Raw genomic sequence first — 19,607 nt, forward strand, 5'->3', positions numbered from 1 at the left:
GCTAGAGTCCGCGGCCCTGTTCGTAGGCCCTCAGCTGCTCCGCGCTGATCATGCTGGTGTCGAAGAGGCTGGTCTCGTCGAGGGCCTGCGGCTGAGCCTGCGGGGGCTGCTGCGGCTGCGGGGGCTGCTGGGGCTGGGCGTAGCCCTGCTGTCCGTCGTAGGCCTGCTGCTGGGGGTCGTACTGGTAGGCGTACGGGTCCGCCGTCTGCTGCTGGTAGCCGTACGGGTCCTGCCCGTCGCCGTAGGCCTGCTGGTAGCCGGCGTAGGGATCGGGCTGCTGCTGGGCGTAGCCGTACGCCGGCTGCTGCGCCGGCATCTCCGGCACGGCCTGCGCCGGTACCTGTGCCGCCGCCGGCTGCTGCTGCTCGCCGTACTCCCGCTGGTGGGGCCGCACGGCGGGGGCGTCGGAGAGGCCGGCGAGGTAGTCCGCGTCGCTGGAGTGCTGGACGGTGCTCATGTCGTCCGCGAGGGCGCCGAGGTCGTCGGTGGCGATCCGGCCGTGCAGCTTCTGGCGGCCCCGGCCGACGGCGTCCAGGGTCTTGGCCAGCACGGCTTCGAAGGCGCCGAGCTTCGTGTCGACGTATGTGTCGGCGTCGCGGCGCAGGATCTCCGGGTCGTGGCTGCGCTCGGGGGCGTCCTCGTCCTCGTAGCCGTTCTCGTCGAGGCCGGGTCCGGTGCCGAGGAGCTTCTCGCGGCCCCGGCCGACGGAGCCCAGGGTCTTGGTGAGGACGACCTCGAAGTTGGCGAGCTTGGAGTCGACGTAGTCGTCGGCCTCGGCGCGGACCTCCTCGGCCTCCTGGCGGGCCTCGGCGAGGATCCGGTCGGCCTCGGCCTGGGAGCGGCGGGCGACCTCGGTGTCGGAGATCAGGGAACCGCGCTCGGCCTGCGCGCTCTCGATGATCCGGTCGGCCTCCTGGCGGGCCTGCGCGACCATCTGGTCGCGGTCGCCGATCAGCTCCTGGGCCTGGGCGAGGGATCCGGGCAGCTCGGCGCGCAGCTCTTCCAGCATCGAGAGCAGTTCGGCGCGGTTGACCACGCACGAGGCCGACATGGGCATGGCGCGGGCGCCGGAGACCATCGCGCTGATCTCGTCGAGCTTCTTCTGCACGTCCACCGTGTGCTCGCCACTCTCTACAGCTGTGTTGGAGACGGACGGGACGACTGTACGACCCTGGGGTGTCCGGGGGACACCGGGTGACGGCCAGTCAGTCTCCGGCAGCTGTACGACGGGGGCGTCAGTCCTTCTTCAGGCGTCCGGAGAGGGCTTCGAGGACCAGCGGCGGCACCAGGTGGGAGATGTCGCCGCCCCAGGTGGCGACCTCTTTGACCAGGGAGGACGACATGAAGCTGTAGGTGGGGTTGGTGGGGATGAAGAGGGTCTCCACGCCCGAGAGGCCGTTGTTCATCTGGGCCATCTGGAGTTCGTAGTCGAAGTCGCTGACGGCGCGCAGGCCCTTGACGATGGCCGGGATCTCGCGCTGCTTGCAGAAGTCGACGAGGAGGCCGTGGAAGGACTCCACGCGCACGTTCCCGTACTCGGCGGTGACCTGGCGGATGAGGTCGATCCGCTCCTCGATCTCGAACAGGCTCTTCTTGGACCGGTTGATCATCACCGCGACGTACACCTCGTCATAGAGGCTGGAGGCACGGGCGATGATGTCGAGATGTCCGTTGTGGATCGGGTCGAATGACCCGGGACAGACGGCGCGGCGCACTTGAGTTCCCTCGCTCTCCGGTCCGGTCATCGTGCGTCTTCGCACGTAGAGGCGGCGCGACCGTACCAAAACGTTCCCTCGCCGTAGCGACGGGACCGGATCGCGTCGAAGCCCTGGGGCCAGCGGAATTCGCCGCCCCTGGTGCTGCGCTCCACGGTGACGAGCGCTTCCCCGGTGAGCCACCCCTCCGTGCGGAGTGTGAGCAGGATCTCCCGAAGATCGTCGTCCGAGACGGCGTACGGCGGATCCAGGAAGACGATGTCGTACGGCTCGGCCGGTGCCGGGGTGCGGATGATCTGTTCCGCTTTGCCCGCCCGGACCTCGGCGCCGGGCAGGCCGAGCGCCTTGACGTTCTCCCGGACCGTACGGGCGGCGCGGGCGTCGGCCTCGACGAGCAGGACGTGCCCGGCACCCCGGGACAGCGCCTCCAGGCCGACGGCGCCGGAACCGGCGTACAGGTCGATGACCCGCTCGCCGTCCAGCGGGCCGCCGAGCAGGGACTGCCAGGTGGAGAAGAGTCCCTCGCGCGCGCGGTCGGAGGTGGGGCGGGTGCCGGTTCCCTGCGGGACTGCCAGGCGACGTCCGCCGGCTTTGCCGGCGATCACGCGGGTCATCTTGGGTCCTTGATGGTGGGCGATCTTACGTTCAGTGTGGCTGGTCGCGCAGTTCCCCGCGCCCCTGGGGGGGGCGATGTCAGCCCTTTTCCAAGTACTGCTCCCTCTCCTCGTCCAAGAGGGCGTCCAGTGCCGTCCGCAGTTCTGGCAGACCCGTCAGCTCCGGGTCGGCGGCCACCACCGCCGCCGCCTCCTCCCGCGCCTCGGCGATGATCTCCTCGTCCTCGATGACGGCGAGGACGCGCAGGGAGGTGCGGGCGCCGGACTGGGCCTGGCCGAGGACGTCGCCCTCGCGGCGCTGTTCGAGGTCGATGCGGGAGAGCTCGAAGCCGTCGAGGGTGCCGGCGACGGCGCCCAGCCGCTGCCGGGCCGCGCTCGCTTCGGGCATCTCGGTGACCAGCAGGCACAGGCCGGGGGCGGAGCCCCGGCCGACGCGGCCGCGCAGCTGGTGGAGCTGGGAGACGCCGAAGCGGTCGGCGTCCATGATCACCATCGCGGTGGCGTTGGGAACGTTGACGCCGACCTCGATGACGGTCGTGGCGACGAGGACGTCGGTCTCCCCGGCGGCGAAGCGGCGCATGACGGCGTCCTTGTCGTCGGGCTGCATCCGGCCGTGCAGGACCTCGACCTTGAGGCCCTGGAGCGGGCCCTTCGCCAGCTGCTCGGCGACGTCGAGGACGGCCAGCGGGGGCCGCTTCTCCGCGTCTCCCTCGGGGGGCTTCTGGGACCCCTTCTTCGGGGCGTCGTCCTCGTCGCCGATGCGCGGGCAGACGACGTACGCCTGGTGACCGCCCGACACCTCCTCGCGGACCCGTTCCCAGGCGCGGGCGAGGAAGTGCGGTTTGTCGGCGGCCGGGACGACATGGCTGGCGATCGGGGAACGGCCGGCCGGGAGCTGGTCCAGGACGGAGGTCTCCAGGTCGCCGAAGACGGTCATGGCGACGGTGCGCGGAATCGGCGTGGCGGTCATGACGAGCAGATGCGGCGGCTGCTTGCCCTTGCCGCGCAGGGCGTCGCGCTGCTCGACGCCGAAGCGGTGCTGTTCGTCGACGACGACCAGGCCGAGGTCGTGGAACTGCACTTTGTCCTCGATCAGCGCGTGCGTGCCGATGACGATGCCGGCCTCGCCGGTGGCCAGGTCGAGCAGGGCGTGACGGCGGGCGGCGGCGCCCATCGAGCCGGTCAGCAGCACCACCTTGGTGGCGTGTTCGGCGCCGCCGAGCATCCCTCCCTCGGCCAGCTCCCCCATCATCTCGACGACCGACCGGTGGTGCTGCTGGGCGAGCACCTCGGTGGGCGCCAGCATCACGGCCTGCCCGCCCGCGTCGACGACGGCGAGCATGGCGCGCAGGGCCACCATCGTCTTCCCGGAGCCGACCTCGCCCTGGAGCAGCCGGTGCATCGGGTGGTCGGTGGCGAGGTCGTCGAAGATCTCCCGGGAGACCTTCCGCTGGCCGTCGGTGAGGGTGAAGGGGAGACGGTCGTCGAAGGCCGTGAGCAGGCCGTCCGGGCTCGGCTTCCTCGGGACGGCGGGGAGCTGGGTCTCGGCGTGACGGCGGCGGGCGAGGGCGACCTGGAGGACGAAGGCCTCGTCCCACTTCAGGCGGGCGCGGGCGTCCTCGATGTCGGCCTTGGTGTGCGGGCGGTGGATCTTCAGGAGGGCTTCGGGGAGGGAGACCAGGCCACGTCCCTCGCGCAGGGAGCCGGGGAGGGGGTCGACGGCCTCCTGCGCGCTGGGCAGCACCGTCTGGATCGCCTTGCCGATCTTCCAGGACTCCAGCTTGGCGGTGGCCGGGTAGAGGGGGATGAGGGCGCCCGCCCAGGACTCGACGCTCTCGGCCGGGTCGTCGTCATCACTGCCGCGCAGCAACTCGTACGCCGGATGGGCCAGTTGCAGTCGGCGGTTGAAGACGGAGACCTTGCCCGCGAACATCGCGCGGGTGCCCGGCAGGAGCTCCTTGTGGGGCTTGTGGACGCCGTTGCCGAAGAAGACCAGCTGGAGGCGGCCGTGGCCGTCCGTGATGGTCACTTCGAGGCGCTGCCCCTTGCCGCGCGGCGCCTTCGACGAGGCGAAGGTGTGCAGGCGGGCGTCGGCGACCTGGGCCACCACCGTGACGTGCTCGTCCATCGGCAGGTCGGCGAGGTGGGTGAGCTGGCCGCGCTCCTCGTATCTGCGGGGGTAGTGGTGGAGGAGGTCGCCGACGGTGTGCAGGCCGAGATGCTCGGCCATCACCTTCGCGGTGGCGGGGCCGAGCACCTTCTTCAGGGGTTCTCGCAGTGCGGGCACGGGATCCATTGCACACCACGCCACTGACAATGCCCCGCACCTCCCCGGAAACCGGCGGTATCGGCCGCACGCCTCCCGGGTGACCGGCGGTACCGCCGCGCTACTCCACGCCGATCAGCAGCAGCGCGCCCTGCCTGCCGCCCCGGTAGACCACCGTGTCGACGGCGAGGTACGCCTCGCGGACGCGGGCCTCAAGGTGGGCGGTGACGCTCTCGGGGGCCTCGTCGCCGAGGACCAGGGTGACCAGCTCGCCGCCGGCCGCGAGCATGCGGTCCAGGACGGTCGCGGCGACCTCCGTGACGTCCGCGCCGATCACGGCCACGTCGCCGTCGACGAGGCCGAGCACGTCGCCGGCCTGGCAGATGCCGGCCGTGGTCCACGACTGGCGTTCGGCGACGGCGACCTCGGCGTGGCGGGTGGCGCCCGCCGCCGAGGTCATCGCGACCACGTCCTCGTCGAAGCGCCGCTCGGGCTCGTGCACGGCGAGCGCGGCGATGCCCTGGACCGCGGAGCGGGTCGGGATGAGGGCGACGCGGATGCCTTCGGTGCGGGCCTGCTCGGCCGCCGCGGCGGCGGTGTGGCGCAGTTCGGCGTCGTTGGGCAGCAGCACGACCTCGCGCGCGTGTGCCCGCCGCACGGCCTGGACGAGTTCCCCGCTCGCGGGCGGTTCCCCGGGGCGCGCGAGCACGGTGGTCGCGCCGGCCTCGGTGTAGAGCCCGGCCAGGCCCTCCCCCGGCACGACCGCCACCACGGCGCGCTGGGTGCGCTCACGCGGCGGGCGCCCGGTTCCGGCGGTGTGCGCGTCGCCGTGCCCGAAGTGGGTGATGCGGATGCGGTACGGCCGCCCGGCCTCGACGCCCGCCTCGACGGCGGCGCCAGCGTCGTCGACGTGTACGTGGACGTTCCACAGTCCGTCGCCGCCGACCACCACGAGCGAGTCCCCCAGGGCGTCGAGCCGCTGCCGCAGCCGCGCCACGGCCGCGTCCTCGGCCTCCAGGAGGTAGATCACCTCGAAGGCCGGACCGCTCTCGTCGCCCTCCTCCGTCGCGCACTCCCCCGCGGCCTCGTCGCCGTGCGCCGCGCGCGCGTGCGGCACGGCGACCGGTTCCGGTCCCGGCGCACGACCCGTGAACGTCTCCACCAGGGCCGCGAGGACCGTCACCAGGCCGCGTCCGCCGGCGTCGACGACGCCGGCGCGCTCCAGGACGGGCAGCTGGCCCGGGGTCGCGGCGAGCGCCGCGCGGGCACCCTCGTAGGCCGCCCGGGCCACCGCCGCGCAGTCGCCCTCCGCACCTCCGGCCGCCTCGTCGGCCGGACCTTCGGCCGCGTCGTCCGCCGCGTCGGCGGCGGCGGAGGCGACGGTCAGGACGGTGCCCTCGACCGGGTGGGCCACGGCCTGCCGGGCGGATTCGGCCGCGTGCCGCAGGGCCAGCCGCAGGCCCGGACCGTCGGTGTGAGCGGGTTCACCCCCGGCGGTGAGCACCTGGGCCATGCCGCGCAGCAGCTGCGCGAGGATCGTCCCGGAGTTGCCGCGCGCGCCGATCAGCGCGCCGTGCGCCATGGCACCCACGGCATCGGCCAGCGAGGGCCCGCCGCCCGCGTCCGGCTCCCCGGCGTCCACCGCGTCCACCGCGTGCGCCGCGAACACCGCCTCCACCGCGGCGACGGCCGACTCGACGGTCAGATAGAGGTTGGTGCCGGTGTCCCCGTCCGCGACCGGATAGACGTTGATCGCGTCGATCTCCTCGCGTGCCCGTCCCAGCGCGCGCAGCGACAGACCGCACCAGGTACGCACCGCCAGAGCGTCGAAGAACCTCTGCGGCACCTGCGCCACCTGCGCCTCCCTGAGCTGCTGGACGTGGCAGGCAGCGTAGACCTTGGGAGGGTGCCCACCGGAAGAGGGCCGGGGGCGGGCCCCTGAGCTGCCATGGTAGTTTCGTTGTACGGGAGCAGCCGTTGTATGCTGCTCCGGTTGCCCGATCCCGATCGGGCTCTTCCCCCTGGCACCGCCACTCAGACCCCGGACCGCTCGCGGCCCCGGAACCTTGATCCCGGCATGCCGGGGTCAACCGTAAGTGCATCTGAAGTCTTTGGAGTGACCCGTGGCTGCCAACTGCGACGTCTGTGGCAAGGGGCCGAGCTTCGGCAACAACATCTCGCACTCGCACCGCCGTACGTCCCGTCGCTGGAACCCGAACATCCAGCGTGTGCGTACCGTGGTCGGCGGGACGCCGAAGCGCGTGAACGCTTGCACCTCGTGCATCAAGGCCGGGAAGGTCTCGCGCTGACGCGTCAGCTGAGCGCGCGGCCACTGCCTGGTCCGCTGCATGGAGCCGGTCCACCTCGGGTGGGCCGGCTTTTTGCCGTGCCGGAAGACTCGACCGGCCGGTAGCCCTGGCCGCACACGGCCGACGGCGCCCCCGTGATCCTCCGCCTCGCCGCGGGAGCGCCCACCCCGCCCGAAGGCTCAGCCGTGGTCCCGCCCGAGCGCCCAGCCGTGGTCCACCGGCCCGATGCCGGAGCCGAGCCCGAATCCGGCCGCGATCGCCCCGGTGACGTACTCCTTGGCCGCCGCGACCGCCTCGGGTACCGACCGCCCTTTCGCCAGACCGCAGGCGACGGCCGACGCGAGGGTGCAGCCCGTGCCGTGCGTGTGCCGGTTGTCGAGGCGCGGGGCGCGCAGCCAGTGCTCCTCGGAGCCGTCGGTGAGCAGGTCGACGGCGTCGCCGGCCAGGTGGCCGCCCTTGATCAGCACCCAGCGCGGCCCGTACTCCAGTACGGCCGTCGCGGCCCGGCGCAGATCGGTGTCCGACTCGACCCGTACGCCGGTGAGTTGGGCGACCTCGTCGAGGTTGGGCGTGGCGACGGTCGCCACCGGCAGCAGTTTGGTGCGTACGGAGTCCAGCGCGGAGGCGGCCAGCAGCGCGTCCCCGTGCTTGGAGACTCCGACCGGGTCGACGACCGCCGGGGCGTCCGTGCCGCCGATCAACTCGGCGACCGCCTCGACCAGTTCCGCCGAGGACAGCATCCCGGTCTTGACCGCCTGGACGCCGATGTCGTCCACGACGCTGCGGTACTGGGCCCGCACGGCGTCCACGGGCAGTTCCCAGGCGCCCTGCACGCCCAGTGAGTTCTGCGCGGTCACCGCGGTGAGCACGCTCATGCCGTGGGTGCCGAGGGCGAGCATCGTCTTCAGGTCGGCCTGGATGCCGGCGCCGCCGCCGGAGTCGGAGCCGGCCACGGTGAGAACCAGGGGCGGTGTCATGACTCCACGTCCTCTCCGAAGTGGTCCCAGCCGCCCTTGCTGGTCCAGGGCGCCCCGTCGACGGTCACCTGGGGCAGCGCGGAGGGGTTGAGGACCTCGCCGATGACCTTCCAGCGGGCGGGCAGCTTCACGTCCGGCGGGAAGGTGGCCACGATCGCGTGGTCCTCTCCCCCGGTGAGCACCCACTGCATGGGGTCGACGCCGACGGCCTGGCCGATGTCGTTCATCTGGGACGGGATGTCGATCTGGCCGGAGCGGATGTCGATCCTGACCTTGCTGGCCTCCGCGATGTGGCCCAGGTCGGCGATCAGTCCGTCGCTCACGTCGCACATAGCGGTGGCACCGAGACCCGCGGCGGCCGGCCCCGCGTGGTACGGCGGTTCCGGGCGGCGGTGGGCCTCGACGAAGGCGCGCGGCGAGCGGAAACCCCGGGACAGTACGGCGAACCCGGCCGCGGACCAGCCGAGCCAGCCGGTCACCGCGACGAGGTCGCCGGGCTGGGCGCCGCCGCGGGTGACGGGCTCCTGGTTGCGCAGGTCGCCGAGCGCGGTGATGGAGACGGTGATGGTGTCGCCGCGCACCACGTCGCCGCCGACCACGGAGGCGCCCGCGACCTGGCACTCGTCGCGCAGCCCGTCCATCAGCTCGGTCGGCCAGGTCACCGGCAGTTCGGCAGGTACGACCAGGCCGAGCAGCAGTGCGGTCGGTACGGCGCCCATGGCGGCGATGTCGGCCAGGTTCTGCGCCGCCGCCTTGCGGCCCACGTCGTACGCGGTGGACCAGTCCCGGCGGAAGTGCCGCCCCTCCACGAGGATGTCGGTGCTGGCCACCACCCGGCGGTCGGGCGCGGCGACCACGGCGGCGTCGTCGCCGGGGCCGACCCGGACCGCCGGGGTGGTGGTGAGACGGGAGGTGAGCTCCCTGATGAGCCCGAACTCCCCCAGCTCACCAACAGTGCCCTTCATCGCCTTGGCTCCCCTTCTGTCCCTGTCCCTGTCCGTGCCCGGTCGCGCGTCATCTCTGTCCTCGTTACGGTCGAAATGACCGTCACCGCGGTCGGCGTGATCGTCAACTCGTGTCATTCCGGTACCCCGGCGCGCGGGGCCCGCGCCCCGCGGGTCTCCCCGCGAAGAGCGGTGACGCGATACCGTGGCGTTCCTTTTCCCCACATGATCCTCGTGGCCGCTCTGGAGGTTCCGTGGTACAGGCGTACATCCTGATCCAGACGGAGGTCGGCAAGGCGTCGACCGTCGCCGAGACGATCAGCAAGATCCCTGGAGTGATCCAGGCCGAGGACGTGACAGGACCCTACGACGTCATTGTCCGCGCCCAGTCCGACACCGTCGACGACCTGGGTCGCATGGTGGTCGCCAAGGTCCAGCAAGTGGACGGCATCACCCGTACTCTGACCTGCCCGGTCGTTCATCTCTGACCCCCTTCCGCCCGCTCGCTCTCGCTCTGCTGATCGCCGCCGCAGGCTGCTCCTCAGCAGACGACAGCGGGTCGGCGGTGGTTCCCGCCCCGGGCACAAGGTCACCGAGCTGTTCCGGAACCCGGACAAGGCGCTGCCACCGACGAGCGGCGGGCCGGGGAAACCCGCTGATCATACTGCGGAAGGCGATCCCCGAGGGGACCGCCTTCCGGGCGTGCGTGCAGCAGGACGTCAGCGCAGTCCCGTGGACCGCCGCAGCGCCGCCTGGACCAGCCGGTCCACCAGTTCCGGGTAGCTCACGCCGCTCGCCTGCCACATCTGCGGGTACATGGAGATCGGCGTGAAGCCGGGCATCGTGTTGATCTCGTTGATCACGAACTCGTCGTCCTCGGTGAGGAAGAAGTCCGCGCGCACCAGGCCCTCGCAGGAGGCCGCGTCGAACGCCTCGACGGCGAGCCGCTGGACCTCGGCGGTCTCCTCGGGCGTGAGCGGGGCGGGCACGATGCCGGGCGTCGAGTCGATGTACTTGGCCTCGAAGTCGTAGTACGCGTGCTCCGAGGGCGGCGGGATCTCGGCGGGGACGGAGGCGTGGGGGCCGTCCTCGAACTCCAGCACCCCGCACTCGATCTCCCGGCCGCGCAGCGCCGCCTCCACGAGGATCTTCGGGTCGTGGCGCCGGGCCTCCTCGATCGCCTCGTCGAGTCCGGAGAGGTCGTCGACCTTGGTGATGCCGATCGAGGAACCCGCGCGCGCGGGCTTCACGAACAGCGGCCAGCCGTGCTCGCCGGCGAAGTCCACGATCCTCTCGCGGGCGCCGGAACGGTCCTGCTCCCACTCGCGGGGCCGGATCACCACGTACGGGCCGACCTTCAGCCCGTAGGAGGTGAACACCGCCTTCATGTACTCCTTGTCCTGCCCGACGGCCGAGGCGAGCACGCCCGCGCCGACGTAGGGCACACCGGACAGCTCCAGCAGGCCCTGGAGGGTGCCGTCCTCGCCGTACGGGCCGTGCAGCACGGGGAAGACGACGTCGACCTCGCCCAGCGCCTTGGGCACCGAGCCGGGTTCGCTGTAGACGACCTCGCGGCTGGCGGGGTCGACGGGCAGCAGTACGCCGCCCTCGGTCGACTCGGCGAGTTCCTCGACGTCGGGCGTACGGCGTTCGGTGATCGCCATGCGTTCCGGTTCGTCGGCGGTGAGGGCCCAGCGGCCGTCCCTGGTGATGCCGATCGGCAGGACGTCGTACCGCGTCCGGTCGATGGCCGCGAGGACGGCGCCGGCGGTGACCACGGAGATCCCGTGTTCGGAGCTTCGCCCGCCGAACACGACGGCCACACGCGGTTTGCGAGGCGGCTGCTCGGGGCTCTGGGGGAGGTTCTCGGTGCTCATATCGCGTTGAGAGTACCCGTCCGCGGTGCCGCGAGACAGCGTCGGCGGGACCGCGTGGCGCGGGTGGACGCCGAGCTTCCGTTCCGGTGCCGCCCGGCGTCGCTCAGCGTCGTTCCGGCTTCGCGCTGCGCGACATCAGCTCCTTGAGCGCGACCACCGGAGGCTTGCCCTCGTGCACGATGCCGACGACCGTCTCGGTGAGCGGCATGTCGACGCCGTGCCTGCGGGCCAGATCGAGCACCGACTCGCAGGACTTGACGCCCTCGGCGGTCTGCTTGGTGACCGCGATGGTCTCCTGGAGGGTCATGCCCTTGCCCAGGTTGGTGCCGAAGGTGTGGTTGCGGGACAGCGGCGATGAGCAGGTCGCCACCAGGTCGCCGAGACCGGCCAGTCCGGAGAAGGTCAGCGGGTCGGCGCCGAGGGCGACACCGAGGCGGGTGGTCTCCGCGAGGCCGCGGGTGATGAGGGAGCCCTTGGCGTTGTCGCCGAGGCCCATGCCGTCCGCGATGCCGACGGCCAGCCCGATCACGTTCTTGACGGCGCCGCCGAGTTCGCAGCCGATGACGTCGGTGTTGGTGTACGGGCGGAAGTACGGCGTGTGGCAGGCGGTCTGGAGGCGCTGGGCGACGGACTCGTCCGGGCAGGCGACCACGGCGGCGGCCGGCATGCGGGCGGCGATCTCCCGGGCCAGGTTGGGCCCGGTGACCACGGCGATACGCTCGGCGCCGACCTTGGCGACGTCGTCGATCACCTCGCTCATCCGCATCGCGGAGCCGAGTTCGACGCCCTTCATCAGGGACACCAGGATCGTGCCGGGCGCCAGCAGGGGTGCCCAGTCGGCGAGGTTGGCGCGCAGCGTCTGGGAGGGCACCGCGAGGACGGTGAAGTCGGCGTTCCGCGCGGCCTCGGCGGCGTCGGTGGTGGCCCGCAGGCCCGCGGGGAGTTCCACGCCGGGCAGGTAGTCCGGGTTGGTCCGGGTGGAGTTGACGGCGTCGGCGAGTTCGGCGCGGCGCCCCCACAGGGTGACGTCGCACCCCGCGTCGGCGAGGACCATGCCGAAGGCCGTGCCCCACGATCCGGTGCCGAAGACGGCCGCCTTGACCGGGTTGCTCACGTGCTCTGCCCTTCTGCCTGCTGCGACTGCCGGGACTGTGCCTGCTCGTTCGGCGGCTGCGGGTTCTGTGTCTGCGGGTGCTGTGTCTGCGGGTGCTGTGTCTGCTGGTGCTGTGCCTGGGTCCGGCGCCGCTGCTCGATCCGCTCCCGGCGCGGGTCGTAGGGGGTTTCGGGCGCCTTCTCGCCGCGGATCTCCTCCAGCTGGCGGGTGACGGCGGCCATGATGACCTCGGTGGCCTCCTTCAGGAGCTCCGTGGTCATCTCCTTGTCGTAGAACCGCGACAGATCGACCGGCGGGCCGGCCAGCACGCGGTGGGTCTTGCGCGGGAGAAGGCTGGGCTTCTTGGCGTACGGCGGCAGCAGTTCGTTGCAGCCCCACTGGGCGACCGGGACCACCGGGCACTTGGTCTGCAGGGCGACGCGCGCGGCACCGGTCTTGGCGGTCATCGGCCAGCCGTCCGGGTCGCGGGTGAGGGTGCCCTCGGGGTAGAAGGCGACGCACTCGCCGCGCTCCACGGCGTCGATCGCGGCCCGGAAGGCGCTCAGCGCGTCCGTGCTCTCGCGGTAGACCGGGATCTGTCCGGTGCCCCGCATCGCGGCACCGACGAATCCTTTCTTGAAAAGGCCGCTCTTCGCCAGGAATCGCGGGACGCGCCCGGTGTTGTACTGGTAGTGCGCGTACGCGAAGGGGTCGACGTGCGAATTGTGGTTCACGGCGGTGATAAATCCACCATCGGCCGGAATGTTCTCCATTCCCCGCCAGTCCCGCTTGATCAGAACCACCAGCGGCGGTTTGCAGATCACCGCGGCGAAGCGGTACCAGAAGCCGATTCTGCGGCGGGGCACGCTGACACCTTTCCTCCAGGGCCTGGGGCCGGACAAGTGTCGCCCCGGGCCGCCCGTCTGTCGAGAACACCGTACGCCCCGGAGAGTGAACCGCCAGGTCCCCCAGGTGACAATGACAGCGACGAGAGAAGGACGGAACGCCCGTGCAGTGGACCTTGGTCGTACCCGTGAAGCCCCTCGCCCGGGCCAAGAGCAGGCTGTCGGACACCGCGGACGGCGGGGTACGGCCGGACCTCGCGCTGGCGTTCGCCCAGGACACCGTCGGAGCCGCGCTGGCCTGCCCGGCGGTGGCCGATGTGGCAGTAGTCACGGACGACGCGCGGGCCGGACGGGAGCTGGCGGCGCTGGGCGCGAGGGTCGTCCGGGACGAGCCCGGCGGCGGCCTGAACGCGGCCCTGGCACACGGTGCGGCCGCGGTACGGGCGGCACGTCCCGAAAGTCCGGTGGCCGCGCTCAACGCCGATCTGCCCGCACTGCGGCCGGCGGAATTGGCGCGGGTCCTGGCGGCGGCGGCACAATTCCCGCGCGCTTTTCTGCCGGACGCGGCCGGAATCGGAACGACCCTGCTGGCCGCGGCACCGGGCCGTGAATTGGCCCCCGTATTCGGTACGGATTCCCGGGCCCGGCACCGCGCGTCCGGCGCGGTGGAACTGCGGCTCGGCGCGGTGGATTCCGTACGGCAGGACGTCGACACCGGCGGCGATCTGCGCATCGCGCTGGCGCTCGGGGTGGGGCCCCGTACGGCCGCGGTGGCGGCGCGGTTGCTGATCGCCGGGCAGTAGGCTGCCGACATGCAGGCGACCGCATACACGTACGACCCCGAGAACCGCAGCGGGCAGGTGCTGCTCGACGACGGCACGCCCGTGCCCTTCGACGCGGCGGCGTTCGACGCGGGGGGCCTGAGACTGCTGCGGCCCGGACAACGGGTGCGGATCGAGACCGAGGGCGCGGGCGCGGAGCGCCGGGTCACGCTGGTGACGCTCCAGACGTTCTGACACGGGCCCCGAACACGCCGCGGGCCGGACTCCGAGAGGGAGTCCGGCCCGGCGCGTGAGTGCCCCTGTGCCTGGTCGCCTGCTGCTACCTGCTACTTCTTGCGGGCGGTGGCCTTCTTGGCGGTGGTCTTGCGGGCGGTCGACTTCTTGGCCGGGGCCTTCTTGGCGGTCGCCTTCTTCGCGGGGGCCTTCTTGGCCGTGGACTTCTTCGCCGCCGCCGTGGTGCTCTTGGCGGTGGACTTCTTGGCGGGGGCCTTCTTCGCCGTCGCCGTCTTCGCCGCGCCGGCGGTCTTCTTGGCGGTCGTCTTCTTCGCCGTCGCGGTCGTCTTCTTGGCCGCGCCGGTGGCCTTCTTCGCGGCGCCCGTGGCCTTCTTGGCGGCGGCCTTCTTGCCCGCGGCCTTGGAAATGGTGGGCGGCGGGCCGGACAGGCTGCCCTTGGGGGCCTTCTTGACCGCGATGTCGTTCTTCGGGAGCTTCTTCGAGCCGCTCACCAGGTCCTTGAAGCCCTGGCCCGCGCGGAAGCGCGGCACGGAGGTCTTCTTGACCCGAACCCGCTCGCCCGTCTGAGGGTTGCGGGCGTAACGGGCCGGACGGTCGACCTTCTCGAAGGAACCGAAGCCGGTTACCGAGACCCGGTCGCCCGAGACCACTGCACGGACGAGGGCGTCCAGGACCGCGTCGACAGCGTCGGCGGCCTGCTGCCGGCCGCCCAGCTTGTCGGCAATCGCTTCTACGAGCTGCGCCTTGTTCACGTCTTCCCCTTCGGAGACATCGCCAGAACGAATGTGTTCAAGCTTTTTCGCACGTTAGGCAGATATATACCGCAAATCAAACACGAAACGGGCTAATCACCCTTGTGCCGCAACGGACTCGGGCGGTCCCGGCCTGTTCAGCCTTCCTCTTCGGGGAATCGACCCTCGTCGAGGTCGGCGGTGAACCGATCCAGGCGCCTTGCCGCACCGGCGAGATCGTGTTTGGCCGCGGCCGTAATGACCAGCAGCTTCCGGGTCAGCGCCATCCGTACGCCCTCCGGGACTTGCAGTGCGCGCACTCTTGTGTGCGCTTCCTTGAGCCGGACCGCGACCGCCGTATAGAGCTCGAGTTGGCCGTCGTGTTCCATGCACAGATTGTGCCATCTGGGGCGAGTTGTCGCCTGCGCAGGGGGCAACTGCCGCCTCGAACGGCCTCCCGAGCACACCCGGAAGCCGCGCCTCCATGACCCGCGTACCCCAGCAACCACGCCTCTAACGTGGGAAGTTGAGCGACACAGCCGTGACAGACACACGCGACCGGCAGCAGAAACGGCTGTACCCCCGATCGGGCCGATCGGGGGTACAGCCGGGGTGTTGGGTGGCCGAAACTCGACCTTGCGGGGGCCTCCGAAGAGGCTCCGGGGTCAGACCTGGACGGTCTGCGGCTTGAACGACGGGCGCTTCGCCTCGTACGTGGCGATGTCCGCCTCGTTCTGGAGGGTGATCGAGATGTCGTCCAGCCCGTTCAGCAGCCGCCAGCGGGAGTTCTCGTCCAGCTCGAAGGAGGCGGTGATGCCCTCCGCGCGGACCTCACGGGCCTGCAGGTCGACCGTGACCTCGGCCTGCGGGTCGTTCTCCGTCAGCTCCCACAGGGCATCCACGATCTTCTGGTCGAGGACCACCGTGAGCAGGCCGTTCTTCAGCGAGTTACCGCGGAAGATGTCGGCGAAGCGGGAGGAGATCACGGTCTTGAAGCCGTAGTTCTGCAGCGCCCAGACGGCGTGCTCACGGGAGGAGCCGGTGCCGAAGTCGGGGCCGGCGACCAGGACCGTGGCGCCCTCGCGCTCGGGGCGGTTGAGCACGAACTCCGGGTCCTTGCGCCAGGCCTCGAACAGCCCGTCCTCGAACCCGTCCCGCGTCACCTTCTTGAGCCAGTGGGCGGGGATGATCTGGTCGGTGTCGACATTGCTGCGCCGCAGCGGGACGGCCCGGCCGGTGTGCGTGGTGAATGCTTCCATGACTCTCAGACTCCAGCGGGCGTGGGAACGTCGGCGGCGGTCAGGTCGGCCGGGGAGGCCAGATGGCCCAGGACCGCCGTCGCGGCCGCGACCTGCGGCGACACCAGATGGGTGCGGCCGCCCTTGCCCTGCCGCCCCTCGAAGTTGCGGTTGGAGGTGGACGCGGAGCGCTCCCCCGGGGCCAGCTGGTCCGGGTTCATGCCCAGGCACATCGAGCAGCCCGCGTGCCGCCATTCGGCACCGGCCTCCTTGAAGACCACGTCCAGGCCCTCGGAGACGGCCTGCAGACCCACCCGCGCGGAGCCGGGTACGACCAGCATCCGTACGCCGTCGGCGACTTTGCGGTCCCGCACGATCTCGGCGGCGGCGCGCAGGTCCTCGATGCGACCGTTGGTGCACGAACCTACGAAGACGGTGTCCACCTTGATGGAGCGCAGCGGCTGCCCGGCCTCCAACCCCATGTACTCCAGGGCCTTTTCGGCGGCGAAGCGCTCCGAAGCGTCTTCGTACGAAGCCGGGTCGGGGACGGCGGCGGACAGCGGCGACCCCTGGCCCGGGTTGGTGCCCCAGGTGACGAACGGCGCCAGCTCGGCGGCCTCGATGACCACCTCGGCGTCGAACTCGGCGTCGTCGTCCGTGCGCAGCGTCTTCCAGTACTCGACGGCCGCGTCCCAGTCGGCGCCCTCGGGGGCGTGCGGGCGGCCCTGGAGGTAGGCGAAGGTGGTCTCGTCGGGGGCGATCATGCCCGCGCGGGCGCCGGCCTCGATCGACATGTTGCAGATGGTCATCCGGGCCTCCATCGAGAGCTTCTCGATGGCCTCGCCCCGGTATTCCAGGACGTAGCCCTGGCCGCCGCCGGTGCCGATCCTGGCGATGATCGCGAGGATCAGGTCCTTGGCCGTGACGCCGTCGGGCAGTTCGCCGTTGACGGTGATCGCCATGGTCTTCGGACGGACCATGGGCAGCGTCTGGGTGGCCAGCACGTGCTCGACCTGGGAGGTGCCGATGCCGAACGCCAGCGCGCCGAAGGCGCCGTGCGTGGAGGTGTGCGAGTCGCCGCAGACCACGGTGGTGCCGGGCTGGGTCAGGCCGAGCTGCGGGCCGACGACGTGCACGACGCCCTGCTCGACGTCGCCCAGCGGGTGCAGCCGGACGCCGAAGTCCGCGCAGTTCTTGCGCAGCGTCTCCAGCTGGACCCGGGAGACCGGGTCGGCGATGGGCTTGTCGATGTCGAGCGTCGGGGTGTTGTGGTCCTCGGTGGCGATGGTCAGGTCGAGCCGGCGCACCGGACGGCCGCTCTTGCGGAGGCCGTCGAAGGCCTGCGGGCTGGTCACCTCGTGCAGCAGGTGCAGATCGATGAAGAGGAGGTCGGGCTCGCCCTCGGCGCGCCGGACGACGTGGTCGTCCCAGACCTTCTCCGCGAGTGTCCTACCCATCGCTTTCCCTCCGGCCGGCGACAAAGCGCCGACCCAACTAGAGATCTTGGGGAAGCGGTGCCCTCACCCCTGTGTTTCCGGGCAACCGCCACCAGGCCCACTCATCACGGGCCGTTGTGACTTCCTGCCATCAAGAGTGGCGGGTTCCATGGAAAATTGAACTTGCGTTTCACAGAGTGAGACGCGAGTATCGTTTCATGGACAACAGTAGCGGCGTCGGCGTTCTGGACAAGGCGGCCCTCGTCCTGAGCGCTCTGGAGTCCGGCCCGGCCACCCTCGCGGGGTTGGTCGGTGCGACCGGACTGGCACGACCCACGGCCCACCGCCTGGCCGTGGCGCTGGAACACCACCGTATGGTGGCGCGCGACATGCAGGGCCGGTTCATTCTCGGCCCGCGCCTGGCCGAACTGGCCGCGGCGGCCGGCGAGGACCGCCTGCTCGCCACGGCGGGCCCGGTCCTCACCCACCTGCGCGACGTCACGGGCGAGAGCGCTCAGCTCTACCGCCGCCAGGGCGACATGCGCATCTGCGTGGCCGCGGCCGAGCGCCTTTCGGGCCTGCGGGACACGGTCCCGGTCGGCTCCACGCTCACCATGAAGGCCGGCTCCTCGGCGCAGATCCTCATGGCCTGGGAGGAGCCCGAGCGCCTGCACCGCGGACTGCAGGGCGCCCGCTTCACGGCGACGGCCCTGTCCGGCGTGCGGCGCCGCGGCTGGGCCCAGTCCATCGGCGAGCGGGAGCCGGGCGTGGCGTCCGTCTCCGCGCCCGTGCGCGGCCCCTCCAACCGTGTGGTGGCCGCCGTGTCCGTCTCCGGCCCCATCGAGCGCCTGACGCGCCACCCGGGCCGCATGCACGCCCAGGCCATCATCGACGCCGCCGGCCGCCTCTCCGAGGCCCTGCGCCGCACGGGCTGACCGCACCCACTTCGGCACGTGACCCGGGAAGGGGCCCGCCTCAACGCCGCGGCGGGCCTTTCCTCGCCGGCGTCCAGCAGCACCCTGGACGCCGAACCGGCCCGGTCCTACCGGGACTTGAACAGACTGGGACTCGCAATGAAAAGAGGCCCCCCGCCGAAGCGGGAGGCCTCCTGATCTTGTACCCCCGACCGGATTCGAACCGGCGCTACCGCCTTGAGAGGGCGGCGTGCTAGGCCGCTACACAACGGGGGCGAGGAGCTGCGTTTCCGCAGATCCGAGCTGGTCTACCAGGACTCGAACCTAGACTAACTGAACCAGAATCAGTCGTGCTGCCAATTACACCATAGACCAATGTGGTTTAGACCAGTTTGTACCCCCGACCGGATTCGAACCGGCGCTACCGCCTTGAGAGGGCGGCGTGCTAGGCCGCTACACAACGGGGGCCCTAGCGATCCTGCATCAGCGACGGCGGGAGCTACCCTGACCGTCCCCGCGGGAAGGATCTGTACCCCCGACCGGATTCGAACCGGCGCTACCGCCTTGAGAGGGCGGCGTGCTAGGCCGCTACACAACGGGGGCTTTGCGGATGTGATCCGCGGCGCAGATAAGCTCTGCGAGCTGGCCTACCAGGACTCGAACCTAGACTAACTGAACCAGAATCAGTCGTGCTGCCAATTACACCATAGGCCACTGGAACGCAAGCCCCGGGGGGATCTTGTTCTAGCGTTGCGCTTCCGGTTCCCGGCCCTTTCGGCCCGCTCCTCGGCGGCGCAGGAAGAACATTACCCGAAGGTGGACGGGGCTCCAAAACGGGTATCGGCGCCGAGGAGCGCGGGGAGTTCGGAGAGCGAGGCGATACGGCGCGGCCCGACCGGCGGGTCGACGGTCGCGTAGACGCCGCCGCGGTCGATCCACACCGACAGCAACCCGGCGTCGGCGGCGCCGCGGCCGTCGATCTCCGGGTGGTCGCCGACGTAGGCGACCTCCCGCGGGGCGAGGCCGAGGGCGTCGCAGGCCGCCAGGAAGGCGCCGGGCTCGGGTTTGGAGACGCCCAGCTCGGCGGCGCACAGGATGGCCTCGAAGCGGTCGTGCACACCGAGGACGCGCAGTTTGCGGTCCTGGACGGTCAGGCTGGAGTTGGAGAGCACGGCGTGCCGGTGGCTGGCGGCGAGGGCGTCGAGGACGGGCAGCACGTCCGGGAAGAGCGACCAGGCGGCCTCGTAGTGGGTGACGTAACGCTGGAACCAGTCGTCGGCCTCGGCGTCCGTCAGCTCCGGCCGGCCCAGGAAGACCCGGGTGCGGTCGCGGCGCTGTGTGACGAAGTCGACTTCACCGGCCGCGAAGCGGCCCCACTGCTGGTCGGTGATCTCCCGCCAGCGCACGAGGGCCTCCTCGGCCGTTCCGTACCCGGCGAGGAGCCCTTCGGCCACCAGATGGGCGCGCATGCCCTCGCGGTCGGCGGTGGTGTAGTCGAAGAGGGTGTCGTCGACGTCCCAGACCACGGCGCGGATGCTCATGATCCGACGGTAACGCCGTCGGGCCCGCGGCGTCCGCCCGTACGGCGAAGGGGCGGCCCCCGGAAGCCCGGGCGCCGCCCCTGCACGTGCA

Annotated in this window: 20 protein-coding genes and 5 tRNA genes; 5 read left to right on the top strand and 20 right to left on the bottom strand. The window is 71.2% G+C overall.

What is annotated here, in order from left to right; genetic code table 11:
• Window position 1: 1 nt before the first annotated feature.
• The 5 genes from RI578_RS11560 to RI578_RS11580 form a co-directional block, all read right to left on the bottom strand.
• Window positions 2-1,114 carry a cell division initiation protein gene (locus RI578_RS11560; protein WP_310871013.1) on the bottom strand — a complete coding sequence of 371 codons (1,113 nt, stop codon included), beginning with the start codon at window positions 1,112-1,114 and terminating at the stop codon, window positions 2-4.
• Window positions 1,115-1,235: 121 nt separating this feature from the next.
• Complete coding sequence (gene coaD / locus RI578_RS11565; RefSeq protein ID WP_121749373.1) at window positions 1,236-1,715, bottom strand: pantetheine-phosphate adenylyltransferase; 480 nt, start codon at window positions 1,713-1,715, stop codon at window positions 1,236-1,238.
• Window positions 1,716-1,741: 26 nt separating this feature from the next.
• Entirely contained in the window at window positions 1,742-2,353 is a 612-nt protein-coding gene (gene rsmD / locus RI578_RS11570) for a 16S rRNA (guanine(966)-N(2))-methyltransferase RsmD (RefSeq protein WP_310875741.1), read from the bottom strand.
• Between the two features lie 55 nt (window positions 2,354-2,408).
• On the bottom strand, window positions 2,409-4,625 hold the full coding sequence (gene recG, locus RI578_RS11575) for an ATP-dependent DNA helicase RecG (RefSeq protein WP_310871014.1): 2,217 nt from the start codon (window positions 4,623-4,625) through the stop codon (window positions 2,409-2,411).
• A gap of 91 nt (window positions 4,626-4,716) precedes the next feature.
• The gene (locus RI578_RS11580) at window positions 4,717-6,450 is read right to left on the bottom strand and encodes a DAK2 domain-containing protein (protein WP_310871015.1); all 1,734 of its coding nucleotides are present in this window, start codon (window positions 6,448-6,450) and stop codon (window positions 4,717-4,719) included.
• A gap of 268 nt (window positions 6,451-6,718) precedes the next feature.
• Between RI578_RS11580 and rpmB the strand changes: the two genes are divergently transcribed.
• On the top strand, window positions 6,719-6,904 hold the full coding sequence (rpmB, locus tag RI578_RS11585; protein WP_013000438.1) for a 50S ribosomal protein L28: 186 nt from the start codon (window positions 6,719-6,721) through the stop codon (window positions 6,902-6,904).
• A 179-nt stretch (window positions 6,905-7,083) separates the two neighbouring features.
• Here rpmB and thiD read toward each other — a convergent pair whose 3' ends face one another.
• Both thiD and RI578_RS11595 read right to left on the bottom strand, forming a co-directional pair.
• On the bottom strand, window positions 7,084-7,881 hold the full coding sequence (thiD, locus tag RI578_RS11590; RefSeq protein WP_310871016.1) for a bifunctional hydroxymethylpyrimidine kinase/phosphomethylpyrimidine kinase: 798 nt from the start codon (window positions 7,879-7,881) through the stop codon (window positions 7,084-7,086).
• Window positions 7,878-8,846 (bottom strand): thiamine-phosphate kinase, encoded by a 969-nt coding sequence (locus RI578_RS11595; RefSeq protein ID WP_121749368.1) that lies wholly within the window; start codon window positions 8,844-8,846, stop codon window positions 7,878-7,880. The genes thiD and RI578_RS11595 overlap by 4 nt, the downstream gene beginning before the upstream one ends.
• Window positions 8,847-9,079: 233 nt before the next feature.
• On the opposite strand from RI578_RS11595, the gene RI578_RS11600 reads away from it, so the two are divergent.
• Entirely contained in the window at window positions 9,080-9,313 is a 234-nt protein-coding gene (locus RI578_RS11600) for an Lrp/AsnC family transcriptional regulator (protein WP_053137604.1), read from the top strand.
• A 231-nt stretch (window positions 9,314-9,544) separates the two neighbouring features.
• On the opposite strand, the gene RI578_RS11605 is transcribed toward RI578_RS11600, so the two are convergent.
• From RI578_RS11605 to RI578_RS11615, 3 genes are all read right to left on the bottom strand, one after another.
• On the bottom strand, window positions 9,545-10,702 hold the full coding sequence (locus tag RI578_RS11605) for a D-alanine--D-alanine ligase family protein (RefSeq protein ID WP_310871017.1): 1,158 nt from the start codon (window positions 10,700-10,702) through the stop codon (window positions 9,545-9,547).
• A gap of 103 nt (window positions 10,703-10,805) precedes the next feature.
• Entirely contained in the window at window positions 10,806-11,816 is a 1,011-nt protein-coding gene (locus RI578_RS11610) for an NAD(P)H-dependent glycerol-3-phosphate dehydrogenase (RefSeq protein ID WP_310871018.1), read from the bottom strand.
• Window positions 11,813-12,661: a lysophospholipid acyltransferase family protein gene (locus tag RI578_RS11615; RefSeq protein WP_310871019.1), complete on the bottom strand. Its 849-nt coding sequence runs from the start codon at window positions 12,659-12,661 to the stop codon at window positions 11,813-11,815. The genes RI578_RS11610 and RI578_RS11615 overlap by 4 nt, the downstream gene beginning before the upstream one ends.
• 143 nt (window positions 12,662-12,804) lie before the next feature.
• Between RI578_RS11615 and cofC the strand changes: the two genes are divergently transcribed.
• Window positions 12,805-13,443, top strand: a complete 639-nt coding sequence (gene cofC, locus RI578_RS11620; protein WP_310871020.1) for a 2-phospho-L-lactate guanylyltransferase — start codon at window positions 12,805-12,807, stop codon at window positions 13,441-13,443.
• Window positions 13,444-13,452: 9 nt separating this feature from the next.
• Entirely contained in the window at window positions 13,453-13,656 is a 204-nt protein-coding gene (locus RI578_RS11625; protein WP_310871021.1) for a hypothetical protein, read from the top strand.
• 92 nt (window positions 13,657-13,748) lie between these two features.
• Here RI578_RS11625 and RI578_RS11630 read toward each other — a convergent pair whose 3' ends face one another.
• The 4 genes from RI578_RS11630 to leuC form a co-directional block, all read right to left on the bottom strand.
• Complete coding sequence (locus tag RI578_RS11630) at window positions 13,749-14,408, bottom strand: HU family DNA-binding protein (protein WP_310871022.1); 660 nt, start codon at window positions 14,406-14,408, stop codon at window positions 13,749-13,751.
• A gap of 137 nt (window positions 14,409-14,545) precedes the next feature.
• A complete protein-coding gene (locus RI578_RS11635; protein WP_121749361.1) occupies window positions 14,546-14,776 on the bottom strand; it encodes a hypothetical protein in 231 nt (76 codons plus the stop codon).
• A gap of 276 nt (window positions 14,777-15,052) precedes the next feature.
• Window positions 15,053-15,646, bottom strand: a complete 594-nt coding sequence (gene leuD / locus RI578_RS11640; protein WP_310871023.1) for a 3-isopropylmalate dehydratase small subunit — start codon at window positions 15,644-15,646, stop codon at window positions 15,053-15,055.
• A gap of 5 nt (window positions 15,647-15,651) precedes the next feature.
• Window positions 15,652-17,082: a 3-isopropylmalate dehydratase large subunit gene (leuC, locus tag RI578_RS11645; RefSeq protein WP_310871024.1), complete on the bottom strand. Its 1,431-nt coding sequence runs from the start codon at window positions 17,080-17,082 to the stop codon at window positions 15,652-15,654.
• A gap of 197 nt (window positions 17,083-17,279) precedes the next feature.
• On the opposite strand from leuC, the gene ndgR reads away from it, so the two are divergent.
• Window positions 17,280-17,996: an IclR family transcriptional regulator NdgR gene (gene ndgR, locus RI578_RS11650; RefSeq protein WP_121749358.1), complete on the top strand. Its 717-nt coding sequence runs from the start codon at window positions 17,280-17,282 to the stop codon at window positions 17,994-17,996.
• Between the two features lie 182 nt (window positions 17,997-18,178).
• Here ndgR and RI578_RS11655 read toward each other — a convergent pair.
• From RI578_RS11655 to RI578_RS11680, 6 genes are all read right to left on the bottom strand, one after another.
• Window positions 18,179-18,251, bottom strand: a tRNA-Glu gene (locus RI578_RS11655).
• Between the two features lie 27 nt (window positions 18,252-18,278).
• Window positions 18,279-18,350 (bottom strand) — tRNA-Gln (locus RI578_RS11660).
• A gap of 20 nt (window positions 18,351-18,370) precedes the next feature.
• Window positions 18,371-18,443, bottom strand: a tRNA-Glu gene (locus RI578_RS11665).
• 62 nt (window positions 18,444-18,505) lie between these two features.
• Window positions 18,506-18,578: transfer RNA gene (locus RI578_RS11670), tRNA-Glu, on the bottom strand.
• 39 nt (window positions 18,579-18,617) lie between these two features.
• Window positions 18,618-18,689 (bottom strand) — tRNA-Gln (locus RI578_RS11675).
• 92 nt (window positions 18,690-18,781) lie between these two features.
• Window positions 18,782-19,516 carry an HAD family hydrolase gene (locus tag RI578_RS11680; RefSeq protein WP_310871025.1) on the bottom strand — a complete coding sequence of 245 codons (735 nt, stop codon included), beginning with the start codon at window positions 19,514-19,516 and terminating at the stop codon, window positions 18,782-18,784.
• Between the last annotated feature and the right edge of the window lie 91 nt (window positions 19,517-19,607).

Origin of the sequence: Streptomyces sp. BB1-1-1 (genome assembly GCF_031597775.1) — a bacterium.
Taxonomy (GTDB): Bacteria; Actinomycetota; Actinomycetes; order Streptomycetales; family Streptomycetaceae; genus Streptomyces; species Streptomyces thinghirensis.